22 protein-coding genes, 1 tRNA gene and 1 pseudogene are annotated in these 20162 nt (G+C 54.9%); 11 read left to right on the top strand and 13 right to left on the bottom strand.

Going from position 1 to position 20162, the window contains the following annotated elements; all coding sequences use genetic code 11:
- Positions 1 to 20 precede the first annotated feature (20 nt).
- From grdA to trxB, 3 genes are all read right to left on the bottom strand, one after another.
- Positions 21 to 491 carry a glycine/sarcosine/betaine reductase complex selenoprotein A gene (gene grdA / locus RTU96_RS13860; protein ID WP_293009227.1) on the bottom strand — a complete coding sequence of 157 codons (471 nt, stop codon included), beginning with the start codon at positions 489 to 491 and terminating at the stop codon, positions 21 to 23.
- A gap of 117 nt (positions 492 to 608) precedes the next feature.
- Entirely contained in the window at positions 609 to 929 is a 321-nt protein-coding gene (locus RTU96_RS13855) for a thioredoxin TrxA (protein ID WP_312637239.1), read from the bottom strand.
- Positions 930 to 943: 14 nt separating this feature from the next.
- The gene (gene trxB / locus RTU96_RS13850) at positions 944 to 1885 is read right to left on the bottom strand and encodes a thioredoxin-disulfide reductase (RefSeq protein WP_312637238.1); all 942 of its coding nucleotides are present in this window, start codon (positions 1883 to 1885) and stop codon (positions 944 to 946) included.
- A 364-nt stretch (positions 1886 to 2249) separates the two neighbouring features.
- Here trxB and RTU96_RS14805 point away from each other — a divergent pair.
- A pseudogene (locus RTU96_RS14805) lies at positions 2250 to 2372 on the top strand (hypothetical protein); the annotation flags it as partial.
- Here RTU96_RS14805 and RTU96_RS13845 read toward each other — a convergent pair.
- A complete protein-coding gene (locus RTU96_RS13845; RefSeq protein ID WP_312637236.1) occupies positions 2340 to 2621 on the bottom strand; it encodes a hypothetical protein in 282 nt (93 codons plus the stop codon). The pseudogene RTU96_RS14805 and the gene RTU96_RS13845 sit on opposite strands and share 33 nt — an antisense overlap.
- Before the next feature lie 3 nt (positions 2622 to 2624).
- Between RTU96_RS13845 and RTU96_RS13840 the strand changes: the two genes are divergently transcribed.
- Positions 2625 to 2915, top strand: coding sequence for a hypothetical protein (locus RTU96_RS13840; protein ID WP_312637235.1), 291 nt, complete (start codon positions 2625 to 2627; stop codon positions 2913 to 2915).
- A 63-nt stretch (positions 2916 to 2978) separates the two neighbouring features.
- On the opposite strand, the gene RTU96_RS13835 is transcribed toward RTU96_RS13840, so the two are convergent.
- The 5 genes from RTU96_RS13835 to RTU96_RS13815 all read right to left on the bottom strand — a co-directional run bounded on the left by RTU96_RS13835 (position 2979) and on the right by RTU96_RS13815 (position 5908).
- Positions 2979 to 3536 carry a DUF3841 domain-containing protein gene (locus RTU96_RS13835; RefSeq protein ID WP_312637233.1) on the bottom strand — a complete coding sequence of 186 codons (558 nt, stop codon included), beginning with the start codon at positions 3534 to 3536 and terminating at the stop codon, positions 2979 to 2981.
- Positions 3526 to 4128, bottom strand: a complete 603-nt coding sequence (locus RTU96_RS13830) for a DUF3841 domain-containing protein (protein WP_312637232.1) — start codon at positions 4126 to 4128, stop codon at positions 3526 to 3528. Before RTU96_RS13830 ends, RTU96_RS13835 begins: the two co-directional genes overlap by 11 nt.
- A 172-nt stretch (positions 4129 to 4300) precedes the next feature.
- Entirely contained in the window at positions 4301 to 4582 is a 282-nt protein-coding gene (locus tag RTU96_RS13825; RefSeq protein ID WP_312637231.1) for a hypothetical protein, read from the bottom strand.
- Positions 4583 to 4756: 174 nt separating this feature from the next.
- Complete coding sequence (locus RTU96_RS13820; protein ID WP_312637230.1) at positions 4757 to 5716, bottom strand: alpha/beta fold hydrolase; 960 nt, start codon at positions 5714 to 5716, stop codon at positions 4757 to 4759.
- Positions 5717 to 5823: 107 nt separating this feature from the next.
- Positions 5824 to 5908: transfer RNA gene (locus RTU96_RS13815), tRNA-Leu, on the bottom strand.
- Between the two features lie 370 nt (positions 5909 to 6278).
- Between RTU96_RS13815 and RTU96_RS13810 the strand changes: the two genes are divergently transcribed.
- The 4 genes from RTU96_RS13810 to RTU96_RS13795 all read left to right on the top strand — a co-directional run bounded on the left by RTU96_RS13810 (position 6279) and on the right by RTU96_RS13795 (position 12775).
- On the top strand, positions 6279 to 7109 hold the full coding sequence (locus RTU96_RS13810; RefSeq protein WP_312637229.1) for a pyridoxamine kinase: 831 nt from the start codon (positions 6279 to 6281) through the stop codon (positions 7107 to 7109).
- On the top strand, positions 7106 to 8308 hold the full coding sequence (locus RTU96_RS13805; protein ID WP_312637228.1) for an MFS transporter: 1203 nt from the start codon (positions 7106 to 7108) through the stop codon (positions 8306 to 8308). Before RTU96_RS13810 ends, RTU96_RS13805 begins: the two co-directional genes overlap by 4 nt.
- A gap of 73 nt (positions 8309 to 8381) precedes the next feature.
- Positions 8382 to 10454 (top strand): serine hydrolase domain-containing protein, encoded by a 2073-nt coding sequence (locus RTU96_RS13800; RefSeq protein WP_312637226.1) that lies wholly within the window; start codon positions 8382 to 8384, stop codon positions 10452 to 10454.
- Between the two features lie 248 nt (positions 10455 to 10702).
- Positions 10703 to 12775: an elongation factor G gene (locus RTU96_RS13795; protein ID WP_312637225.1), complete on the top strand. Its 2073-nt coding sequence runs from the start codon at positions 10703 to 10705 to the stop codon at positions 12773 to 12775.
- A gap of 122 nt (positions 12776 to 12897) precedes the next feature.
- Here RTU96_RS13795 and RTU96_RS13790 read toward each other — a convergent pair whose 3' ends face one another.
- The 4 genes from RTU96_RS13790 to RTU96_RS13775 form a co-directional block, all read right to left on the bottom strand.
- Positions 12898 to 13467: an NADH peroxidase gene (locus RTU96_RS13790; RefSeq protein ID WP_293008849.1), complete on the bottom strand. Its 570-nt coding sequence runs from the start codon at positions 13465 to 13467 to the stop codon at positions 12898 to 12900.
- Between the two features lie 134 nt (positions 13468 to 13601).
- On the bottom strand, positions 13602 to 14186 hold the full coding sequence (locus RTU96_RS13785) for a flavodoxin family protein (RefSeq protein WP_312637224.1): 585 nt from the start codon (positions 14184 to 14186) through the stop codon (positions 13602 to 13604).
- Positions 14187 to 14277: 91 nt separating this feature from the next.
- Positions 14278 to 14658: a desulfoferrodoxin gene (locus tag RTU96_RS13780; RefSeq protein ID WP_312279812.1), complete on the bottom strand. Its 381-nt coding sequence runs from the start codon at positions 14656 to 14658 to the stop codon at positions 14278 to 14280.
- A 378-nt stretch (positions 14659 to 15036) separates the two neighbouring features.
- Positions 15037 to 15243 (bottom strand): hypothetical protein, encoded by a 207-nt coding sequence (locus RTU96_RS13775; RefSeq protein WP_312637223.1) that lies wholly within the window; start codon positions 15241 to 15243, stop codon positions 15037 to 15039.
- Positions 15244 to 15337: 94 nt separating this feature from the next.
- Here RTU96_RS13775 and RTU96_RS13770 point away from each other — a divergent pair, with 94 nt between their 5' ends.
- The 5 genes from RTU96_RS13770 (at position 15338) to RTU96_RS13750 (ending at position 20127) form a co-directional block, all read left to right on the top strand.
- Positions 15338 to 15526, top strand: coding sequence for a hypothetical protein (locus RTU96_RS13770; RefSeq protein WP_312637222.1), 189 nt, complete (start codon positions 15338 to 15340; stop codon positions 15524 to 15526).
- A gap of 177 nt (positions 15527 to 15703) precedes the next feature.
- On the top strand, positions 15704 to 17167 hold the full coding sequence (locus tag RTU96_RS13765) for a sulfite exporter TauE/SafE family protein (RefSeq protein ID WP_312637220.1): 1464 nt from the start codon (positions 15704 to 15706) through the stop codon (positions 17165 to 17167).
- Between the two features lie 64 nt (positions 17168 to 17231).
- Positions 17232 to 17747, top strand: a complete 516-nt coding sequence (locus tag RTU96_RS13760; protein WP_312637219.1) for a DUF2318 domain-containing protein — start codon at positions 17232 to 17234, stop codon at positions 17745 to 17747.
- Positions 17748 to 18035: 288 nt separating this feature from the next.
- On the top strand, positions 18036 to 18737 hold the full coding sequence (locus RTU96_RS13755) for a response regulator transcription factor (RefSeq protein ID WP_312637218.1): 702 nt from the start codon (positions 18036 to 18038) through the stop codon (positions 18735 to 18737).
- A 1-nt stretch (position 18738) separates the two neighbouring features.
- Positions 18739 to 20127 carry an ATP-binding protein gene (locus RTU96_RS13750; protein WP_312637217.1) on the top strand — a complete coding sequence of 463 codons (1389 nt, stop codon included), beginning with the start codon at positions 18739 to 18741 and terminating at the stop codon, positions 20125 to 20127.
- Positions 20128 to 20162 lie beyond the last annotated feature (35 nt).

The raw sequence follows: 20162 nt of genomic DNA, 5'->3' as shown, positions 1-20162 counted from the left end.
CGCCCCCGCCGACTCCGGAATCAAAACTTGCAGTATTGCTCCCGAATGCTGGTCATCTCATTGACGATGTCGTCAACGTCCAAAACCATTTCCATCATGCTCACCTGCTCCTCGTAGACGGCCTCGTCAAATTCCGTCTTGATTTCAGGCTCGCACACATGATAAACCCTGAGTCCCAACTGGACTCCTGTCAATGGACCGGCATAGGTCGGGTCACCGTTGGTGACCGTTTCAGCCGCAAGGCCGGAAGCCTCGCCCTCAGACGCGCCCAAAAGAACGACTACGTTCTCGGGGCCATACTGCTCGGCGAATTCCTTAACCCGCTTCTGATTCTCCAGATCCATTGCACCAGCGGCCGTTCAGACGAAGCACTCCGTCGAGGAAAACACGACCTCGGCGCCGGCGCTCTTGGCGCAAGCCTCAATGGCCTGACCGGGGATGCCGTCCCGGTCGCCAATGATGACAACCTTCTTGCCCGCTAAAATACCCATGTTTCTGTTCCTCCTTTTCTGTAAGATTATAGTCAGCCGGACAAACAGGGATTCCGGCCCGCTATCTGAATTTGCAGCCTGAAACGCTTCCCGCCCCCGCAGGGCGGGGCTTCTTACTCAGGCGTACTTTTTGATCATGGCCTCCACGTTTTCGGGCGTTGCGTCGTCCTTCACGCAGGAGTCGATCATCTCGCCGTTTTCATACACGGCAATTACAGGCAGGCCCAGAATCTTCTGCCCGATGGCAAGGCGGCGGGCCTTGGTGGTGTTCAGGGCGCAGAATTTCAGGCCGTCGCCGCCATACTTTTCCGCGAACTCATGGACGTGGGGCATCAATGCCGCGCAGGGGACGCAGCCGTCTCCGTAGAAGTCCACAACGACCTTGCCGGGGGCCTGAAGCACTTCGGCTTCAAAGATTTCCTTATCCAGTTCCAGCATATCCTTCGCTCCTTTTACTTCAGATTTGAGATATAGTGCTCCGCCTGCATGGCGGCAATCGCGCCGTCTGCTGCCGCGGTGACCACCTGACGCAAGCTCTTCACCCGCAAATCCCCCGCCGCGAACACGCCGGGGAGGTTGGTGTGCATATTGTCGTCGGTGCGGATATAGCCGTTTTCCATATCTACCGCACCCTCGTACAGCTTTGTATTGGGCAGCAGGCCGATGAAGCCGAACAGGCCGAACATCCCGTCTTCCTCGTCCGCCTCAATGGTGGTCAGCTCGCCGGTTTTGGTGTTTTTAATCACCATCTTGGACAGCAACTCGTCGCCGTCTGCCTCTTCCACCACGGAATCCCACATAAAATGCAGCTTGGGGTTGGCAAACGCCTTTTCCTGAATGGATTTGGCCGCCCGCAGCTCCTCCCGGCGGTGGATAATCGTGACCTTCCGGGCAAATTTCGAGAGGTACATAGCCTCCTCCACGGCGGAGTCGCCTCCACCCACCACGAAGACCTCGAAGTCCTCAAAAAATGCGGCGTCGCAGGTGGCGCAGAAGGAAATGCCCTTGCCTACGAATTTGGCCTCATTTTTGCAGCCGATGGGACGGGGAAACGCGCCGGTGGCGAGAATCACGGTTTTTGCCAGATACTCGCCCTTGTTTCCTGTCACTTTCTTCACGTCGCCGGAAAGATCCAGCGACTTCATCACGTCGCTCACCCGCTCCGCGCCAAACTTTTTGGCCTGCTCCGTCATCCGGGCCACCAGCGAAGGGCCGGTTTCGCCCTCCAAAAGCTGCCCGGGATAGTTTTCAATTTCACTGGTAATGGCGATCTGTCCGCCATCCTGCCCTTTTTCAATGATCAGGGTATCCAGCCGACTGCGCCCGGCATACAGCCCTGCGGCCAATCCCGCGGGGCCGGCGCCCAGAATGATGACATCATAGATTTTGTCCATACCTACGACTCTCCTATTCTTTTCCATGCCAGAAATTGTTTTATAATCACGATTATAAAATTAAATTGGACAAATATCAAGGTCGTTTTGCAATTTCTATAAAATGCACAAATTTTTTACCGCCGTAAATTCATTCTACACAAACGCTTTTACGGCACAAATTCATTGCGCCGATTCGCATTTTATTGAATAATACGATCATACTTTGATGGATATCAATTTAAAAATATAGCAAGAAGCATTTGAAAGATAAAACGGTGTGTGGTATAGTAGTAGCGCAATTAAAATCATTTATTTTACGCAGTTGTGTACCTTTGACGCGCACCAGCTTCCCGCAACGGCGAACAGGAAGGACTGAAACAGTATGGGACGGCCCCCATTGGATAAAAAGGCAGCCGGAAAAGTATCGGCCTGCCTGATCCAGGCCACGCAAGAGCTCATTGTAGCAGAGGGTCTAGAATCGGTAACGATTCGAAAGATCGCCCAGAAATCCGATTTGAACAGCGCTACCTTGTACAGGCATTTTGAGGATTTGGATGAATTGCTTTTGTTCGCCTGTGTGGATCTTTTCAAATGCTACGTATCCGATTTGATTCAAAGCGGCAAACGCAACAGTCTGAGCACTCCCCTGGACATTTACATGGTCAGCTGGAAACTCTTTTGCCGATACGCATTTCAATATTCGGAGGGCATTAATCACCTTTTTTTCAGCAAGCACAGCCACCGTCTGGGACATGTCGTGAGAGCCTACTACGATCTGTTCCCGGAACAGCTGGAGGGCATGTCCGGCTCATTGCAGACAATGGTCCGGACCTCGAACCTGTATCAGCGCAACATGGACGTGCTTCGCCCTCTCATACAGGAGAGTACGTCCGCTGACCAGCTGCAGCTGATTAACGATCTGACAGTGTCATACTTTCGTATGTTGCTGAACGAAAAGATCGACTGCAAGGACGAGATCGACAACGATGCCCAGACAAAACGTATGCTGCATGTCTGTAAGCTGCTGCTGACGCTGTGCGCATCGTAATATACAGCTTTATACAAAGAAAGGGAAAGGGACGCGGCGGCATCCCTTTCCCTTTTATTTTACTTATGAGATTTCCGTAAGCCACTCTTTTTTCAAATGCCAGACGGCCGCCTGTAAATATTCAGCTTCCATCGGCTCCCTCTTTACCAGGCCGCGCCAGCTGTCCAGAATCTCCTTTTTCAGCAGCGGGTAATGTGGGGTCCGAAACACAATGCTGGCATGGGCCACCCCCTGCTGCTCCAGCTTTTGCTGAAATGCGGCCTCCTTTCGGGGCGCGCGACCCAAATACTCCAGATTTAAAACCCGGTTCCACTCCCGCTGGTCAAAAAACACGCATTCATCCCAGGGAATTTCCAGCTTCAGCAGCGGCGACTCCGAGAATATTCCAGTGGCCTCCTGCGTTCCATGCAGCCAGATGGGCGACTCTTCGCCCAGCTCCGGCGCGAGATAACGGCTCATTTCCTGCCTGAAAAACCCATAGGCGATTTGAAAGCTCCAGCCGGATTCCTGATATTTACCGTCCACATATGCGCTGTAAACGCGATAGATTCCCTCTTTATCCATCGTCTCTAAAACCATGGAGTCCTGCCGCGTCCAGAGAGTGATCCGATCATGCTCCATCCGTGACGACTCCCTCCAGCCACTCCTTTCGCAGCTCCCAAACCGTTCCCTGCTCCACATTCGAGCCCTGCGCGGGGGCCTCAAATACGCGCTGCCAGCTGCCAATAATTTTCCGCTTAAGCAGCGGATAAAAATTCCCTTTGGACGTTTGAATCAGCGCCGGTTCGTTCACGATGCCGTTGCGCTGCAATTCCTGCTCATGGCGCAGCCCGTCCTGCTCGTCCAGAGGAATGTACATATAATTTACCCGGTAGCCCCAGCGCTCCACGTCGGTGATCACAATCTGATCCCGCGGGATCTCCAAGGCAAGTACCACGGTGCCCTCGATGGGGGGCAGCCTTGTGTCCTCGGTAAGAAAGAGCCAGATGGGATATTCCGCTCCCTCCGGGCGCGGTACCAGCCGCGCCGCATTGTAGCTATACCAGTCGTAAAGCTCCAGGTAATATTCGGAAATCTGCCCGTTCTTTTCGCAAATATGCTCTTTTTTTACTCGATAAACGCCTGTGCTTTCCAGCTCCTTCAGTACGTCAGAGTGCTGACGCGTCCAAGCCCTGACCAACTCCATAAGTTTCTTTTCCTCCCAGTGCATCATAATGTTCACAATGATTGATCTGCGGCACTCCGCTTTCTTTTGGATCGAGTAATCTCCCCCGCAAATCCCTGTTTTAGGACACGCCAATAGAAGGGAAAGTTGCTTCCCCATTTCAATTTTACTGCTGCCGGACATGAAAAGCAACCCGATTTCACCAGATCGGGCAATCTCATTATTTGCGGGCCGCCTTGATACTATGATACAAGACGGCGGGGCGGGGTATCCCCCGCCCCGCAGCTCCCGAAGACACGCCGCCAGCAGCCCGCAGCGGGAGGGCCAGCCAAAGGTTGCCTCGGCTCTCCCGCATCAGCCACACAAGCCCACCGCAGAGCAGCCCCGCGCACAAAAAGCCCGCGATCCGCGCCGCCCGCTCCCCGGCCGCCGGGCCGAAGCGCCTTGCTACCAAAAGTTCATCCGCTTCGGAAGAGCGGAGGTCGTCAGGAAATATGCACATATCCCCACTGGGTTCCACATGACAGGCCGAACGGCCATTTATTAGGATTGGCAGTGCGTTTCTTTCCGGTGGGGCAGTTTCGATATCATGTTTTGCAAGCCACGTCAGTTTTGGATATCCACTAATCATTAAAGAGGGATTTAAACTATTATTTTAATAGATTGTGCTCATTTGCTAGTATGAAATGTTTTCAACAAACTCCCCAATGTAATATAAAGCTTCATCAGAATTTGACCAATACAAATAGTGTTCGGAATCTTTAAGCTTCACCTGTTTACTGCTTTCAGACCACGAGGCAAGCTGAAGCTGCACACTATCCCATTCGTCACCGTTATCAGAGGAAAGAACGAGTATAGGTGTTTCTCCTAATAAAGACCCATTGAGAATCTTTTCTGCATTTTCATTGATGAGTTTAATGGTGCCCAGCGAAGCAGAATTTCCCGCAAAGCGATAGTACATGGCCTCATCTAAGTCTTTTACTTTTTCAGAAAGAAGAGAATTTCTAACATTCTCACCATACAGCGGCAATAGAAATCCCAATTCCCCCAGCAGCCGATTCAAGCCAATCGTTCTGGCAAAGGCAATCCCTCTGTTCATCGCCGCTGCGAGAAATTCGGAATCCGTACTGTAGAACTCAGGGCTTCCTGAATCCAAAAACACGATTCCTTTCACCTGTTGAGGATGCAGCTGCGTGTAAGCAATCGCCTCAAGAGAACCAAGCGAATGACATAGTAAGACTACTGGCTTGTTAGAGCAGGCTGTATCAATCAGTGTAGATAGTTCATTGGCCAAGTTCTCAATCGTTCGATCGGTTTTGCTTTCTGAGCTCCAACCGCTTCCCGCATGGTCAAACGTAACCGTTTGCCCCACGGCTGACAATTCATCTTGCAATCTATAAAAATCCGTATAGGCGCATGGCGTTCCGGAGCCTGCGATAAAAACAAATGCCAAATCGCCCTCGCCTTTTGAATAGTAATGCGCTTGATACGCACCTAAATCAACATACGATCCGATCGCAGGATAGCTTCTTGACTCAATTGCCGTTAAAACAAACTCAACAATCGCTCCTAATACAAGAGCGGCCGTCAGCAGACTAACTATAATAACTCGTTTTGTTTTTATTTTGCGTTTCATTAGTCCCCCTTGTATTAAGCTTCAAATATTTCTCGATCCGTATCAATCTATTATTACTCAAATAAAAAGTCATGTATGGGTTCGAATCCTCATACATGACTTTAATTTGGTGCGCCTGAAGGGACTCGAACCCACACGTCTCGCGACACAAGAACCTAAATCTTGCATGTCTACCAATTCCATCACAGGCGCATATTCAGTTTTTCCTCTATTTCTGCACGGGGAGGAAACCCGAGGCGGAGAATATCACTTGATTCACACTTATAAAAACAGACAGTGTCTGCCTTTACCAGCACAAGGGGCAATTCTTCACTGAGGTGACAACACCTAAATCTTACATGTCTACCAATCCATCATGCCCGCGTATATGAGCGGATATCCGCTTTTTACATGCCGCCGCCTGCGGCAGAGAACAGCGGGCGCAAAACGCCGCTTAAAACCGCCTGCCACCTAGTGGATATTCTACCACGATTCCGCCTCTTGAACAATAGGCAAATTTGCCGTATACTAAACAGGAAAGACTTCCGCTCTCACCCATTTGAGAGAAGAAAAGAGGTACGCCATGTCTACGCCCCGTATCGCCGCCATCCACGACCTATCCGGCTTTGGACGGTGCTCCCTTACCGTGGCACTGCCCATTTTGTCCGCCATGGGGGCCCAGTGCTGCCCACTGCCCACCGCCTTTCTCTCCACCCACACCGGCGGCTTTCAGGGTTTTACCTTCCTGGACATGACCGACGAGATGACCCTCGCCGCCGCCCACTGGAAGTCTCTGGATCTGCGGTTTGACGCAATTTACAGCGGTTTTTTGGGCAGCGCCCGCCAAATCGGCGTGGTGGAGGAGTTTTTTTACGACTTCCGCCAGCCCGATACCCTGACGGTGGTGGACCCCGTGATGGGGGACCACGGCATGGTCTACAAGACCTACACCCCCGAAATGTGCGACGGAATGGCCCGACTGGCCCTCCTTGCCGACGTGATTACTCCCAACCTCACCGAGGCGGCACTGCTGCTGAAGCTGCCTTTTGGGGAACTTCCTTCCCCCCGGGAGACAGTGGAGCGCCTGAGTCTGGACGGAAAGCGCTCCGTGGTGCTCACCGGCGTGTCCATGTCGCCGGGAATGACGGGAGCCATGTGCTTTGATGCGAAAACCGGGCGGGCCGAGCCGGTCCAGACCGACTTTGTGGCCCACGAATTTCACGGCACCGGGGATGTGTTTGCCTCCGTCCTCACCGGAGCGCTGGTACAGGGGAAACCGCTGACTGCCGCGGCCATGCTGGCGGCCAAGTTTGTCCGGGCCTGCGCGGAGCGAACCGCCGCCGCCGAGCTTCCCATGCGGGAGGGTGTGGAATTTGAGCCGCTTCTGGGGTACCTCACGGAGGAAGTGCAATGAGCGCAGCGCGCCTTCCTTCCTCTCTGCGGGTCAATGCGGCGTATTTTATGCTCCAGATCTGGTTCTGGGGCATGATGGCCGCTTTTACCGGCTATCAGACGGCCATCGTCCTTGGCCGGGGCTTTTCCAGCGGACAGGCTGGGGTGTTCATCGCGCTGGGCTGCCTTGCGGGCATCTTTTCCCAGCCGCTTCTGGGCGCTTGGGCCGACCGGCATCCAAACGTGCCATTGAAGCACCTGTTTGGCGCGTGCATGCTGCTGGCACTGGCAGTCCACGGCGTGTTTTATTTCACCCGCCCCGGCTTTTTTTGCACCGCTCTGATTTTTTTGGCGCTGGGGGCACTGGAGACAAATTCTTATCCCCTGATCGACTCCATGTCCATGCAGTTTTTAAACGCGGGCGTGAATGTGCGGTACAGTTTGGGCAGGGGATTGGGGGCCTTTTCCTACGCCGGGATTTCCATTGTGGTGGGGCGGCAGGCCCAACGCTTCGGCGTGGAGTCCGCCCTGACCACCCACGCAGCGCTGGTGCTGCTGATTTTATTGGCTCTGGCGGTTTTCCCCGCCTTTCCCGGGTCCACCGGACCGGAGGGGACCAGAACAAAGCCTCACTCCCCGCTGTACATTTTAAAGCACAACCCGGCGTTTACCGCCATGCTGGGGGCTGGCTTTTTCGGGCTGATGGCCGTCATGCCCATCGTGAATTTTCTTGTGAATCTGGTGGAAAACCGAGGCGGCAACAGCGGCGATTTGGGCCTTGCGCTCTTCCTTATGGCTGCGTCGGAGCTTCCGGGGGCCATTTTGTTTCAGTGGCTGTGGAAACGCGTGGGTATTGAAAAGGTAATGCTTGCCTCGGTCATTTTTATGGCGGCAAAGCCGCTGCTTTTTTTCCTGTGCGGCGATTTGCGGCTACTTCTGCTTTTGCAGCCGATTCAGATGCTGGGCTATGGATTGTTTAATCCCGGCAACGTCTACTTTGCCAACGAAAACGTGCTGCCGGAGGACCGGGTGCAGGGCCAGTCCTTGAAAATGGTGGCGACCAACGGCCTGAGCGGCGTGCTGGGCAACCTGATTGCCGGAGCTATGATTGACGGAGCCGGTATAAGCGCTATGCTGCTGTTCTGCTTTTTTAGCGGCGCGGTTGGAATTTGTCTGGCGGTGCTTTCCCTGCGGCTGCGGAAGCGGCAAAAGCTTGCCTGATTTTCCCGCGCTTTGAAGCGCAATGCGGCAGCAATACAATACGAGCGCCCGTCGGGGCGGAAAGGAACGAAACATGAATCGTACGTTTAGAAAACGGCTGGGGGCGTCGGCACTGGCGCTGACCTTGGCAATGAGTCTGGTTTTACCCGCCGCGGCAGCGTCCTCCACACTGTCCGCAGAGCGGCAGGCTGCGGATTCGGCCGCCGTCGAAGCTGCCCAGAAATATGGGCTTGCGGACAGTATTTCCTATGCGCTGTGGAACGAGGGTAAGCTTTCCTACACCGCTGTTCTGGGCGGAGACAAAACGCCCACTAATTCCATACCTACCTTTGCTTCCACGAGTCGGGACCTTTACGGCATTGGCTCCATCAGCAAGATCTACACCACCGTGGCCGTGATGAAGCTGGTGGAGGCCGGGAAAATCAATTTGGATTCCCCTGTGACAGCCTACTTAAAGAACTTTAAAATGGCGGATTCCCGCTATACAAAAATTACGGTGCGGATGCTGCTGAACCATTCCTCCGGTCTCGCCGGGACCTCCTTGGGCAACGCGTTTTTGTTTGACGACGACGACCAGCAGGCAACAACCGATCTTTTGCAGCGTCTTTCCACCCAAAAACTGAAGGCCGACCCCGGCGCCTTTTCCGCCTACTGCAACGATGGATTTACGCTTGCGGAGCTGATCGTAGAGGCCGTTTCCGGCAAGGACTTTATGGACTATGTACGCGCCGAGATTCTGTCTCCTCTGGGGCTGAAAATGACCTTTGCCCCGCAGGATTCGTTTTCCAAGAGCCTCTTGGCTCCCACCTATGCCTCTGCCGGCGATTCCCGGGAGCTGCCCGCCGAATCCCTTGGCATTGTGGGCGCGGGAGGACTGTACGCCACCGCCAGTGATTTGGCCTCTTTCGGCGGCGCTCTTACGGGAACGTCCCTGCTTTCCGCCAAATCCACCACCGCCATGGCCGCGCCGGAATACGACCGGGGCATCTGGCCTGACGAGCCTTTGGGCCTTGTAAGCTTTGGCCTTGGCTGGGACGCGGTGGAGTTTGCGCCCTTTGCTCAAAACGGCATCCAGTGCCTTGTAAAGGGCGGGGACACCCTGCGCTATCACGCGGCGCTGCTGGTCCTGCCGGAATACAATCTGGCGGCGGCGGTGGTTTCCGCCGGGGGCGTGTCGGTTTACAATGAGCTGGCCGCCGCCCAGCTTTTGATCAGCGCCTTGAAGGAAAAGGGCGTGGAAGTGGACGAGACGGCCCCCACGCTTCCCACTGCGACAGTCTCTGCCATGCCCCAGTCGCTGGTGAAGGAGTCCGGGTATTACGGAACCACCAGTCAGCAGGTGCAGATCACCGTTTCCTCCGACGGGAAGCTGCTTCTCCGCCAGATGACCCTTGCGGGCGTACCGGATCAGACGCTGACCTATTACAGCGACGGCTCCTTCCGGGACGAGAGCAACACGGTGGCGGTGAAGCTGGTGAAGGAAAGCAACGGCTATACCTATCTCTATCAGCAGAGCTATACGCCCCTTCCCGGGCTAGGAGTCCTGCCCACCAGCGACTATCTCATGGTGAAGATGCCGGAAAATTCTGTCTCCGCAGAAGCCCAGGCCGCATGGGACGCGCTGCTGACGATGAATGCAGTGCCCTTGACAGAAAAGTATACCTCCCAGCTATATCTGGCCCTGTCCGATTCCTCCCAAACCGCCGCCATGCAGCAGGGGGCGCAATATGTTCCGGGCTACGTGGGGGGCTATCGCATTGCAAGCCCCACGGAGCTGGTGTACGACCTGCCCATCGGCCGGGACGCCAACAACATGACGGTGGAGGGAAATCTCCTATGGATTGGCAATACGCCCTATCTAATGGATAGCGGCCTGAAAAATCTTTTCACCGGAACCGGCGCGGCCTATTCCACGATTCAATCCGACGGCTATGCCCGGTGGTATACGGTGGGGGAGAAGGACGCAGGAAAAACCATGACCGTCACCCCGCCCGAAAACGCAGGCTTCTATGTCTACGACGCCAAGGGCAGCGTGGTTGCTTCCTCTTTTCTGTGGGACGACGGCTCCGTGAAGCTGCCCGAGGGCGGACTGGTCGCATTCATCGGCGACGCAGGGGCAAGGTTCCATCTCTCCTTTGCGAACTGAAGAAAAAACGATTGCCGCGGCCCTGATTTGGGGCCGCGGCTTTTGCTTTAAACGGGATGGAAATGTAAATTCTTTACTTTCTTTCTTGTGCAGGCCACCAAAAATAGGGGCCTGGACAAATCCGGCGTTGTGCTAACCGTCAAATCATTGTATAATGCTTTTAACGGCCATACTACGCATTTCATGGCGTATGGAGCGATTTTTCGGGTTTTCTGCCCAAGCAACAAATCGAAGGGAGTACAAAACATATGACTGCAAAGGACATTCGCAATATCTGCCTGCTGGGCCACGGCGGAAACGGCAAGACCTCTCTGGTAGAGTCCATGCTGTATCTCACCGGCGGCACGGATCGTCTCGGTAAGGTGACCGATGGAAATACGACCTGCGACTATGATCCCGAAGAGATCAAGCGGAAAATTACGATCTCTTTAAGCATCGCTCCCATCGAATTCAAGGACGTGAAGATCAATGTGATCGACACTCCGGGTTATTTTGATTTTTCCGGCGAGGTGTTGGAGGCGCTCCGCGTGGCGGACGCCGGCATCATCGTCTGTTCCGCCAAAGGCGGCATTTCCGTGGGCACCGAGAAGGCGTGGAAATATCTTCAGGAGCGGAATATGCCCCGGGCGATTTACATTTCCAAAACCGACGAAGAGGGCGGCGACTTTAACGGCGCGTGGGAATCCCTCCGTGAAAAATTTGGCCGGGCCGTGTGCCCCACCATGATGCCCATGTGGGACGAGAACAAGAAAATTGACGCGCTGATCGACGTGGTTTACAAAAAGGCATACGCCCTGAAGCCCGACGGACGCAGGGAGGAAATTCCCATTCCCGCCGACAAGGCGGAGGTTGTGGAGAACTTCTACCAGCAGCTTTGCGAGTCCGTTGCCGAAACCAGCGAGGAAAAGATGGAGAAATTCTTCAATGGCGACCCCTTCACGCAGGAGGAGCTGTTGGAAGGTCTTCACGCGGGCGTGCGGGATTTGATTCTCTGCCCGGTGATGTGCGGCAGCGCCTTTTCCGGCATGGGCACCCAGACCGTGCTGGACACGGTGGCAAAACTGTTCCCCAATCCGGTGGAAATTCCCAATCGCAAGGGTACCGATACCGACGGCAATCAGGTGGAAATTGACCTGACGGAAACAGGCGACCCCTATGCCTTTGTGTTCAAGACTACCTCCGACCAGTATGGCCGGTACTCTTATTTCAAAGTAATTTCCGGCAAGGTCACGGCGGATATGACGCTGACCAACGCCCGCACCGGCGAGGCCATGAAGCTGGGGCATCTGTACACCATGAAGGGCAAAAAGGCCGTGGAGGTCAAGGAGGTCTGCTGCGGCGACATTGCGGCGGCGGCTAAGATGGAGAAGGTGAAAACCGGGGATACCCTGTGCACCGCCAAGCGGGTGGTGAATCTGACCGGCATTCCGTTCCCCATTCCCTGCTATGCGCAGGCCATTGCCCCCAAGACCCGGGGGCAGGACGACAAGGTGGCGGGCGGCCTTTTCAAGCTGGGCGAGGAGGATTTGACTTTCTCCCTCATCAATAACGCCGAGACGCACCAGTTGGTTCTCTCCGGCACCGGCGACATTCAATTGGATGTGCTGCGGGCAAAGCTCCAGTCCCGCTTCGGCGTGGAAACCGTGCTTTCCCCCGTCCGTGTGGCATATCGAGAGAAAATCCGCAAGACCGTGAAGGTGCAGGGCCGCCATAAGAAGCAGTCCGGCGGACACGGCCAGTTTGGCGACGTGTGGATTGAGTTTGAGCCTCAGAGCGAGAGCGAGGAGATGGTGTTCGCCGAAAACGTGTTCGGCGGCTCCGTGCCGAGGAACTTCTTCCCGGCTGTTGAAAAGGGCCTGCGGGAAAGCTGCGTCCACGGCCCGCTGGCGGGTTACCCCGTGGTATTTTTGAAGGCCACGCTGGTGGACGGCTCCTATCACCCGGTGGATTCCTCCGAAATGGCGTTTAAAACCGCCGCCAGCCTTGCGTTCAAGGCGGGTCTGGAGCAGGCGAACCCCGTGCTGCTGGAGCCCATCGGCGAGCTGCACGTCTTTGTGCCCGATAACTTCACCGGCGACGTGATGGGCGATCTCAACAAGCGCCGGGGCCGCGTCCTTGGCACCAATCCTATGGGAGATGGAGAGACGGAGGTTGTGGCTGAGGTCCCCATGGGCGAAATGGGCACCTATGCCATTGATCTGCGGTCCATGACCCAGAGCCGCGCCCGTTTCACGCTGAACTTCACCCGGTATGAGGACTGTCCTCCCGCCGCACAGGAGAAGGCCATTGCCGAGGCAAAGGCCCTCGCCGCCGCGGAGTAATTCCTCCGCCGAATACAAAATCAACCGCCCCGACCTATCGGCCGGGGCGGTTTCTTACTGGAAAAAGCAGGCCCCCGAGAATTTCCCGGGAGCCTGCTTACTCTTAAATATGGAAAGAGAACTTACTTGCCGAAGTATCTGTTCAGCAGGCCGGCGAAAGCCTTGCCGTGCCGGGCCTCGTCACGGGCCATCTCGTGGACGGTGTCGTGAATGGCATCCAAATTATACTGCTTAGCAAGCTTCGCCAGCTCAAACTTGCCCATGGTAGCGCCGTTCTCGGCCTCCACGCGCATCTCCAAATTCTTCTTGGAGGAATCGGTGACGACCTCGCCCAGCAGCTCCGCAAATCTGGCAGCATGCTCAGCCTCTTCCAGACCGGCCTTGTGCCAATAGTCGCCGATTTCAGGATAGCCCTCGCGATAGGCGGCCCGGCTCATCGCCAGATACATGCCCACCTCGGTGCACTCGCCTGTGAAGTTGGCCCGCAGACCCTCCACAATCTCATTCTGAACCTCAACAGGCACATTGTCCCCAAAGGACTTGCCCACGCCGATCACATGCTCGGCAGCCCAGACCATTTCGCCCTTCTGTTCGATAAACTTAGAAGCAGGTGCGCCGCACTGGGGGCACTTCTCGGGGGGATTCTCGCCTTCAAATACATATCCGCAGATAGAACAAACCCATTTCTTCATATTATATTTCCTCCTTATAACCCGGCGTGCCATGCGCCGGCTTTTGGCTGACAGTTGTTTCTTGCTGTCTATGATATGAGTATATACGAATACGCTCATGTGTTAAGTTGCATATGCAACTTTAAAAAAATTTACTATTTTTCCACTTCATCGCAGAGCCGGTCGGCAAATTTCGCCGCGCGGTCGGCCTTTTCCCCGTCCATAAACGGCACGTCATAGCCCAGGTGCCGCTCCGCCAGCATTCCCAGATACTTCAGCCGGGAGTGCTTGCAATAGCGCCGCATACCGGCCTCCCACAGGTCTGCCCCTTTTTCCGGGACATAGCCGCAGGTAGTTACCAGCGCCATGGACTTCCCTGCCCAAAGGGATGGCCCCTTGGCCTCGCCGTAATACTTGTTCATGCCGTATACCAACCGGTCCAGCACTGCCTTCATCGGCGGGGTGCAGTACCACGCGTAAATGGGCGATGCCAAAACCAGCAAATCGCAGGAGAGGACAGCGTCAAAAATATCCTGCATGTCGTCCTGCTGCACGCAGCCAAAGATGGTCCAGTCCTTTTGACAGGCACGGCAGGCGGTGCAGGGCCTTAAATCCTTTTCCCGGAGTGAAATCGTTTGGCAGCGATGGCCCCGCTCCTCCAGCCTTTGTATAAACGGGGCCAGAAGAGCGTTGGTATTGCCCTTTTCCCTTGGACTTCCTTGCAAAATACAAACCTTCACGCCTGCCCCTCCTCGTTCATGCGCATCCGGCAGAAAAACCGATGGCCGCTTGTGCGGCCATCGGTCTTGTTACTCGTGAGACTGTAACCGCTTACAGCTCTTTTTTCCAGAGTCCGTGCAGATTGCAGTATTCATAGGCCGCCAGAGCCTTTTCGCCGTTCAGGCAGAACGTGGCCTCGGGCGCATCGCCGGGCTTAAACTCGTGACGCAGAGCGCCATGCTCGGTCATCAAGTAAACCCACTGGATATAATGCTCCTCAAGCATGGGATGTGCCACCGCGCCAACGGCGACCTTCACGGTATCCCCTTCCACAGTGACGACGGGGACGTGCTTCTCCTGGCTGGCGTCAACGGTGTTGGCCTTCAACTCCACCATGGGATCGCCGCAGCAGACCAGTTGGCCGCCGCCCGTGTGAACCATCTCCACCAGATTGCCGCAATGCTTGCAAATGTAAAATTTCAGTTCGCTCATGATATGTGCTCCTTTCCATATTTCCCGTAATGTCCGCTTCGCTTTAAAAATCACGGAAGACGGGTCCTTTTCCCGAGCTTTTCAGCTCTGCTTCCTGTGGGCGAAAGGTGATCCAGACCCAATGTGTCCCTGGCTTTGGGACGGCCCCCGATCTCTCTCGCCCGTGCCTGTGTTTCCATTAGCATAGCATTGCGGAAATGGGAAGTCAATACGCTTTTTGCCGCAAGCGGACGTTAATTACGTCCCCTCAGAACAAATAAATCAGGCCCCTCGCGGCCCTGCTTAATAAAATAATTCTAAAAATTTTTTAAAAAGAAACAGTTCTTTTTCAGATAGCATCGCATACCTTTCGGACCTGTCTCCTCGTCATGCGTCAGGTTAAGATTCAGATGTTGGGCCGCAGTCTTCCAAGGAAATATAGAGGTCGTCGATTTCCGTTTGCGCATCAATCAGCAGATGCTCGGAATTAACTGCCAATTCTTTTGCCTGACGGGACAGGTCTGTCGCGTCAGCAATTTTTGCAGCAATTTTGGATAGTTTAAGCTCCAAACGCCTGTATGTGATGTTTGTCTGACTTTCTTTCATGTTACCCTCCCGCCTTTATTTGCACCATTTTTGGTTATATTAAAATATAACCAAAAACAGTTATACTGTCAATACCAATAAAGGTGGTGTTACTGTGTTTGAGATTGACAGGCAATATGCGAACGCAAACGTACCCCGGACAATCCGTTTTACTGAAAAGCTTTTTGAGGACCTGAGCAGCACGGCGGAGGAGACCGGTATTTCCTTTAATATGCTGGTGCTGCAATGTTGCCGGTATGCTTTGGACCATCGCAAGCAAAGCGATGAGAACTCTTCAGAATAAACGGCAGCAATTTTTTCTTGTGACATTCACGAATAAAACCGCCCCCGCGCGAGTTGGCGCGGGGGCGGTTTCGGCGTTTTGGGAACGGGCAGGGAAGCGTGCTTTCTGCATACGGAGGTTTTTTTAATTGGCAGGGTTTTATTTTTCTTCTCCATAACATCTACAAATCTTTTCGCTATGCTTTGGCCCAAGGGTGAAAAGAGGGTGTTTATGAAAGCAGGGATAAAAGCCGAAAAATTGCATATTGACGGCATGTCTTGCGTGAACTGTCAAAACAAGGTTGAAAAAAAGCTGAGAGGTACTCCGGGCGTTCAAACAGCGGACGTGAGCTACGCCGCCGGAACGGCGGAAGTCACCTACGACCCGGACGTAATTTCCGTTGAGAAGCTTGCCGCAATGATTCAAAAGCTGGGGTATCAGGTGGTTGCGGGCCGCCGGGACCAAAACGGAAACACAGCGCGCTCCGCTGGTCTGCTTCTGGTGATTGCCTCGCTCTATATGCTATTGGAGCACTTTGGCTTTCTGAATCTGCTTGTGCCCAGCCAACTGGCAGAAGCAAATATGGAATACGGAATGCTGTTTGTCATCGGACTGATTACCTCTGTCCACTGCGTGGCCATGTGCGGCGGCATTAACCTTTCCCAATGCATTCCCAAAAGCGAATCTCCGGAAAGTGAGCGCCGCTTTTCCTCGCTCAGGCCCGCTTTTTTATACAACCTCGGACGGGTAATTTCCTACACCGCCGTGGGCTTTGTGGTAGGTGCGCTTGGCTCCGTTGTCACTTTTTCGCCTGTCGCGCAGGGCGTCTTGAAGCTGATTGCCGGCGGGTTCATGGTTTTGATGGGCTTCAATATGCTGGGTATTTTCCCATCACTGAGAGCACTGACTCCGCGCATGCCAAAGGGAATCGCCCAGCGGATTGATTCAGAAAAAGCCAAGAGCGGAAGCCCCCTTGTGGTAGGCCTGCTCAACGGTCTGATGCCCTGCGGCCCCTTGCAGGCCATGCAGATTTATGCCCTTTCCACCGGAAATGCCTTTGCTGGCGCGCTATCCATGCTGCTGTTCAGTCTGGGCACAGTGCCGCTGATGTTCGGCCTTGGGGCTCTCAGCGCGGCTTTAGGCAGGCGGTTCACCAAACGGGTAATGACAGTTGGGGCGGTGCTGGTGGCAGTGCTGGGCCTGTCCATGCTTTCTCAGGGCTGGAGCCTGTCCGGTTTTTCCACGGGCCAAACCGCCGCCCTGCAAGGGGGATCCACCGTGTCCGGCCCCGTTCTGGAGGATGGCGTTCAGGTGGTCCGAAGTACCCTTTTGCCGGGGCAATACCCGCAAATCACCGTTTGGGCCGGAACGCCCGTCAAATGGATTATCGACGCACCCAAGGGCAGCATCAACGGCTGCAACAACCGGCTTTTTATTCAGGAATACGGCGTGGAGCACTCTTTTAAAACCGGGGAAAACGTCATTACCTTTACGCCGGAGGAGACGGGTACCTTTGGGTATAGCTGCTGGATGGGGATGATTCGCAGCAGCATTACCGTGGCAGAGCCGGGGACGGAGATTGAACCGCCGTCCGGCGGTACTTCTCAGGACTCCATCCTTGGTGCGCCGGGGTATTTCTCCGGCCCGTCCTGCTGTGCCTGACCGCTGCATTTCAGCCCCCACGGGCGGCATGCAGCATTTCAAAATTACAAGGAGGAACAAAACAATGCTTATTCAGGTAAAACCCCACGGAAAGGTCAAATGGAAGACCGCGGGGGCCTTCGTATTTGCCCTTGCATCCATCCTTGCTCTTGCCGCCTGCTCCGGCGGCACTGGCGGGGACGCCACCCCGCAGACGTCCTCGAGCAGCGGGGAGGACCTTGTCATTCGTCTGGAGGACATTACGGATCAGGCCTCCTTTTACCCAACAGAGGTCAACGGAACCGCCATGGAGGTCATCGCCGTGAAGGCGCCGGACGGCACCGTCCGCACCGCTTTCAACACCTGTCAGGTATGCTACGATTCCGGGCGGGGGTATTACGAGCAGTCGGGCGACAAGCTGGTGTGCCAAAACTGCGGCAACCAGTTTACCATGGACCGCGTTGAGGTTGAGGCAGGAGGCTGCAATCCCTGGCCGATTATGGATGAGAACAAAACAGTGACGGAGGACTCCATTACCATTTCCAATGATTTTCTGAATGAGTCAGCCCAGATTTTTAATAACTGGAAGGTGGAATACTAACCGGGATACAAAGCTCGGCGGTAATCTGCCGCAGAGATGGGAAACCGGCGCTTCGTATCCGGAATTGGGAATTTTTCCAGAGCAAACGCAGCGCGATTACCGAACCGGCAGCCAACACCGTTCTGGTTGCAATTGGCCAATCCCGGGTATATCATGGAGACAGCCAAACTCCGGGCAGGAGGACATCTGGCGGGCATTGCGTAAAAAACGGGAACCGCAATTCCTCGCGGTTCCCGTTTCTCCGTCCGGGTACAGGGGACGAATTTCACGACAGGGCAGGTGCCGCGTATGACAAAGGACAGCAAAAATATTCTGGTGGTGGACGACGAGCCGAAAATTTTGGAGGCCGTGGCCTCCTTCTTAAAAAGTAGGGGCTTTTCCGTTTACACCGCCCAAACCGGCATGCAGGCACTGGAGCTTTTTGACGGGATGAACGTGGCTCTGGTGGTGCTGGACCTGATGATGCCCGACATGACGGGGGGAGAGGTCTGCCGGATTCTACGGAAAAAGTCCCGGGTCCCCATTGTCATGCTGACGGCAAAGGCACAGGAAAACGACCAGTTGGAGGGGCTTGGGCTGGGTGCGGACGACTATATCACAAAACCGTTCAGCCTGAAGATTCTGTGCGCCCGGATTGAAGCCCTGTTGCGCCGCGCCGGGGACGACCTGATTCCCCTGACGATGAAAAATTCATGGAATGATGGCGATTTGTATGTGGATTTTGAGCAGAATGTCATCCGAAAACAGGGAAGGCCTGTCAGCCTGACCCCCAACGAGCTGAAAATTTTATCCGCACTGGTGAAGTATCCCGGAAAGGTGTTTACCCGGGCCGAGCTGATTGCCCTTGCTCTGGGCGACGAATTTGACGGCTACGACCGGGCTATTGACAGTCACATGAAAAATCTCCGACAAAAAATAGAGGACGATCCCCGTTCGCCCGCATACATCCTCACAGTGCACGGGCTGGGCTATAAATTCGGAGGGGAATGATATGCGCAGACTGAAAGGGCAACTATCCCTGACCATGGCGCTGATCGTGCTGTTTACCGTGGCGGTCATCAGCCTGCTGTCCAACATTCTGATTGCCGGGGAATTTGAAAAATATATCGGGGCGCAGCAAAAGGAAAAAGCCGACGACATGATTTCCAATTTCAGCGGCCAGTATGACAGACTGACCGGAAGATGGAACGAGGAATATCTGCATGGCGCGGGGATGTACGCCCTGTATGACGGTTATATCGTCAAGGTCTACGACCGGGAGGGCGCGATTGTCTGGGACGCGGAAAATCACGACATGTCTGCGTGCCATCAGGTGATGACGGAAATTTCCGCGCGGATGAAAAAATGGCGGCCCGACATGCAGGGCGCGTTTGCCGCTCACGACTATCCTCTGACCCAAAACGGGCAGGCGGTTGGCTCCCTCTCCATCAGCTATTACGGCCCGTACTTTTTAAGCGACAGCGACTTCCGCTTTCTGGGCGCGCTCAACACGGTGCTGGTTGCCGTGGGGCTGGCCTCGCTGTGCGCGGCTCTACTTGTCAGCGGCGTCTTGGCAAGGCGCATCGCGCGCCCGATTATCAGAACCGGGTATATCGCAAAGCAGATTTCTCAGGGTGACTATTCCGCCCGCTTCGAGGGCAACACGGGAACGCTGGAGCTGGACGAGCTGACCGCCGCCATCAACTATCTTTCCGACCGGCTGTTGGGACAGGAGCGAATGAGAAAACAGCTTACCGCCGACGTTGCCCATGAGCTGCGAACTCCCCTCACCACGCTTTCCTCTCATCTTGAAATGATGATTGAGGGCGTGTGGGAGCCCAGCGCCGAGCGGCTGCAAAGCTGCTATGAAGAGATCGGCCGCCTTTCGGGCCTTGTGGCGGATTTGGAGCGGCTGGAGGAAATGGAGCACGAAAATCTTGCCCTCCATAAAACCCGGGTGGATCTGATGGAGGTTGTCCGCACCGTATGCGCCAGCTTCGCAGCGGACCTTAAAAAGAAGGACCTGTTTTTGGCGGTGGAGGGCGGCTCCTCCATTCTGGAGGCCGACCGGGACAAGCTGTGTCAGGTGATGGTAAATTTGCTTTCCAACGCCGTGAAGTACACCGGAGCCCACGGGCACATCCGCGTCAGGGTGGAGAACGACGAGGACCACGCCACGCTGACCGTGGAAGACGACGGCATCGGCATCCCCCCGCAGGAGCTGTCCCTCGTGTTTGAGCGGCTTTACCGCACCGACAAATCCCGGAACCGGGAATCTGGCGGCGCGGGAATTGGCCTTGCGATTGTAAAGTCCATTGCGCTGGCCCATGGGGGAACCGTCCGGGCGGAGAGTAGAGGAGAGCAAGGAAGCCGATTTATCATGACCCTGCCGAAGCTGTAAAACAAAAAAAGGACGTGCCGTCGGCAAAAGCCGAC

The sequence above is a fragment of the Oscillibacter sp. genome (assembly GCF_032018205.1).
Classification (GTDB): Bacteria; Bacillota; Clostridia; order Oscillospirales; family Oscillospiraceae; genus Oscillibacter.
The sequence above is the reverse complement of the archived record's forward strand: the minus strand, read 5'-3'. Positions and strand labels throughout refer to the sequence as shown.

What these genes read in the sequence shown, in the direction of transcription:
- RTU96_RS13855 (WP_312637239.1), bottom strand. Translation starts at nt 929, where the DNA reads ATGCTGGAACTGGATAAGGAAATCTTTGAAGCCGAAGTGCTTCAGGCC.
- trxB (WP_312637238.1), bottom strand. Translation starts at nt 1,885, where the DNA reads ATGGACAAAATCTATGATGTCATCATTCTGGGCGCCGGCCCCGCGGGA.
- RTU96_RS13845 (WP_312637236.1), bottom strand. Translation starts at nt 2,621, where the DNA reads ATGTCCCAGACGGTGGCTGTGCTTGCTGAAAAAAAGGTGATTAATGCC.
- RTU96_RS13835 (WP_312637233.1), bottom strand. Translation starts at nt 3,536, where the DNA reads ATGGAGCATGATCGGATCACTCTCTGGACGCGGCAGGACTCCATGGTT.
- RTU96_RS13830 (WP_312637232.1), bottom strand. Translation starts at nt 4,128, where the DNA reads ATGATGCACTGGGAGGAAAAGAAACTTATGGAGTTGGTCAGGGCTTGG.
- RTU96_RS13825 (WP_312637231.1), bottom strand. Translation starts at nt 4,582, where the DNA reads ATGTGCATATTTCCTGACGACCTCCGCTCTTCCGAAGCGGATGAACTT.
- RTU96_RS13820 (WP_312637230.1), bottom strand. Translation starts at nt 5,716, where the DNA reads ATGAAACGCAAAATAAAAACAAAACGAGTTATTATAGTTAGTCTGCTG.
- RTU96_RS13810 (WP_312637229.1), top strand. Translation starts at nt 6,279, where the DNA reads ATGTCTACGCCCCGTATCGCCGCCATCCACGACCTATCCGGCTTTGGA.
- RTU96_RS13805 (WP_312637228.1), top strand. Translation starts at nt 7,106, where the DNA reads ATGAGCGCAGCGCGCCTTCCTTCCTCTCTGCGGGTCAATGCGGCGTAT.
- RTU96_RS13800 (WP_312637226.1), top strand. Translation starts at nt 8,382, where the DNA reads ATGAATCGTACGTTTAGAAAACGGCTGGGGGCGTCGGCACTGGCGCTG.
- RTU96_RS13795 (WP_312637225.1), top strand. Translation starts at nt 10,703, where the DNA reads ATGACTGCAAAGGACATTCGCAATATCTGCCTGCTGGGCCACGGCGGA.
- RTU96_RS13790 (WP_293008849.1), bottom strand. Translation starts at nt 13,467, where the DNA reads ATGAAGAAATGGGTTTGTTCTATCTGCGGATATGTATTTGAAGGCGAG.
- RTU96_RS13780 (WP_312279812.1), bottom strand. Translation starts at nt 14,658, where the DNA reads ATGAGCGAACTGAAATTTTACATTTGCAAGCATTGCGGCAATCTGGTG.
- RTU96_RS13775 (WP_312637223.1), bottom strand. Translation starts at nt 15,243, where the DNA reads ATGAAAGAAAGTCAGACAAACATCACATACAGGCGTTTGGAGCTTAAA.
- RTU96_RS13765 (WP_312637220.1), top strand. Translation starts at nt 15,704, where the DNA reads ATGCTTTGGCCCAAGGGTGAAAAGAGGGTGTTTATGAAAGCAGGGATA.
- RTU96_RS13760 (WP_312637219.1), top strand. Translation starts at nt 17,232, where the DNA reads ATGCTTATTCAGGTAAAACCCCACGGAAAGGTCAAATGGAAGACCGCG.
- RTU96_RS13755 (WP_312637218.1), top strand. Translation starts at nt 18,036, where the DNA reads ATGACAAAGGACAGCAAAAATATTCTGGTGGTGGACGACGAGCCGAAA.
- RTU96_RS13750 (WP_312637217.1), top strand. Translation starts at nt 18,739, where the DNA reads ATGCGCAGACTGAAAGGGCAACTATCCCTGACCATGGCGCTGATCGTG.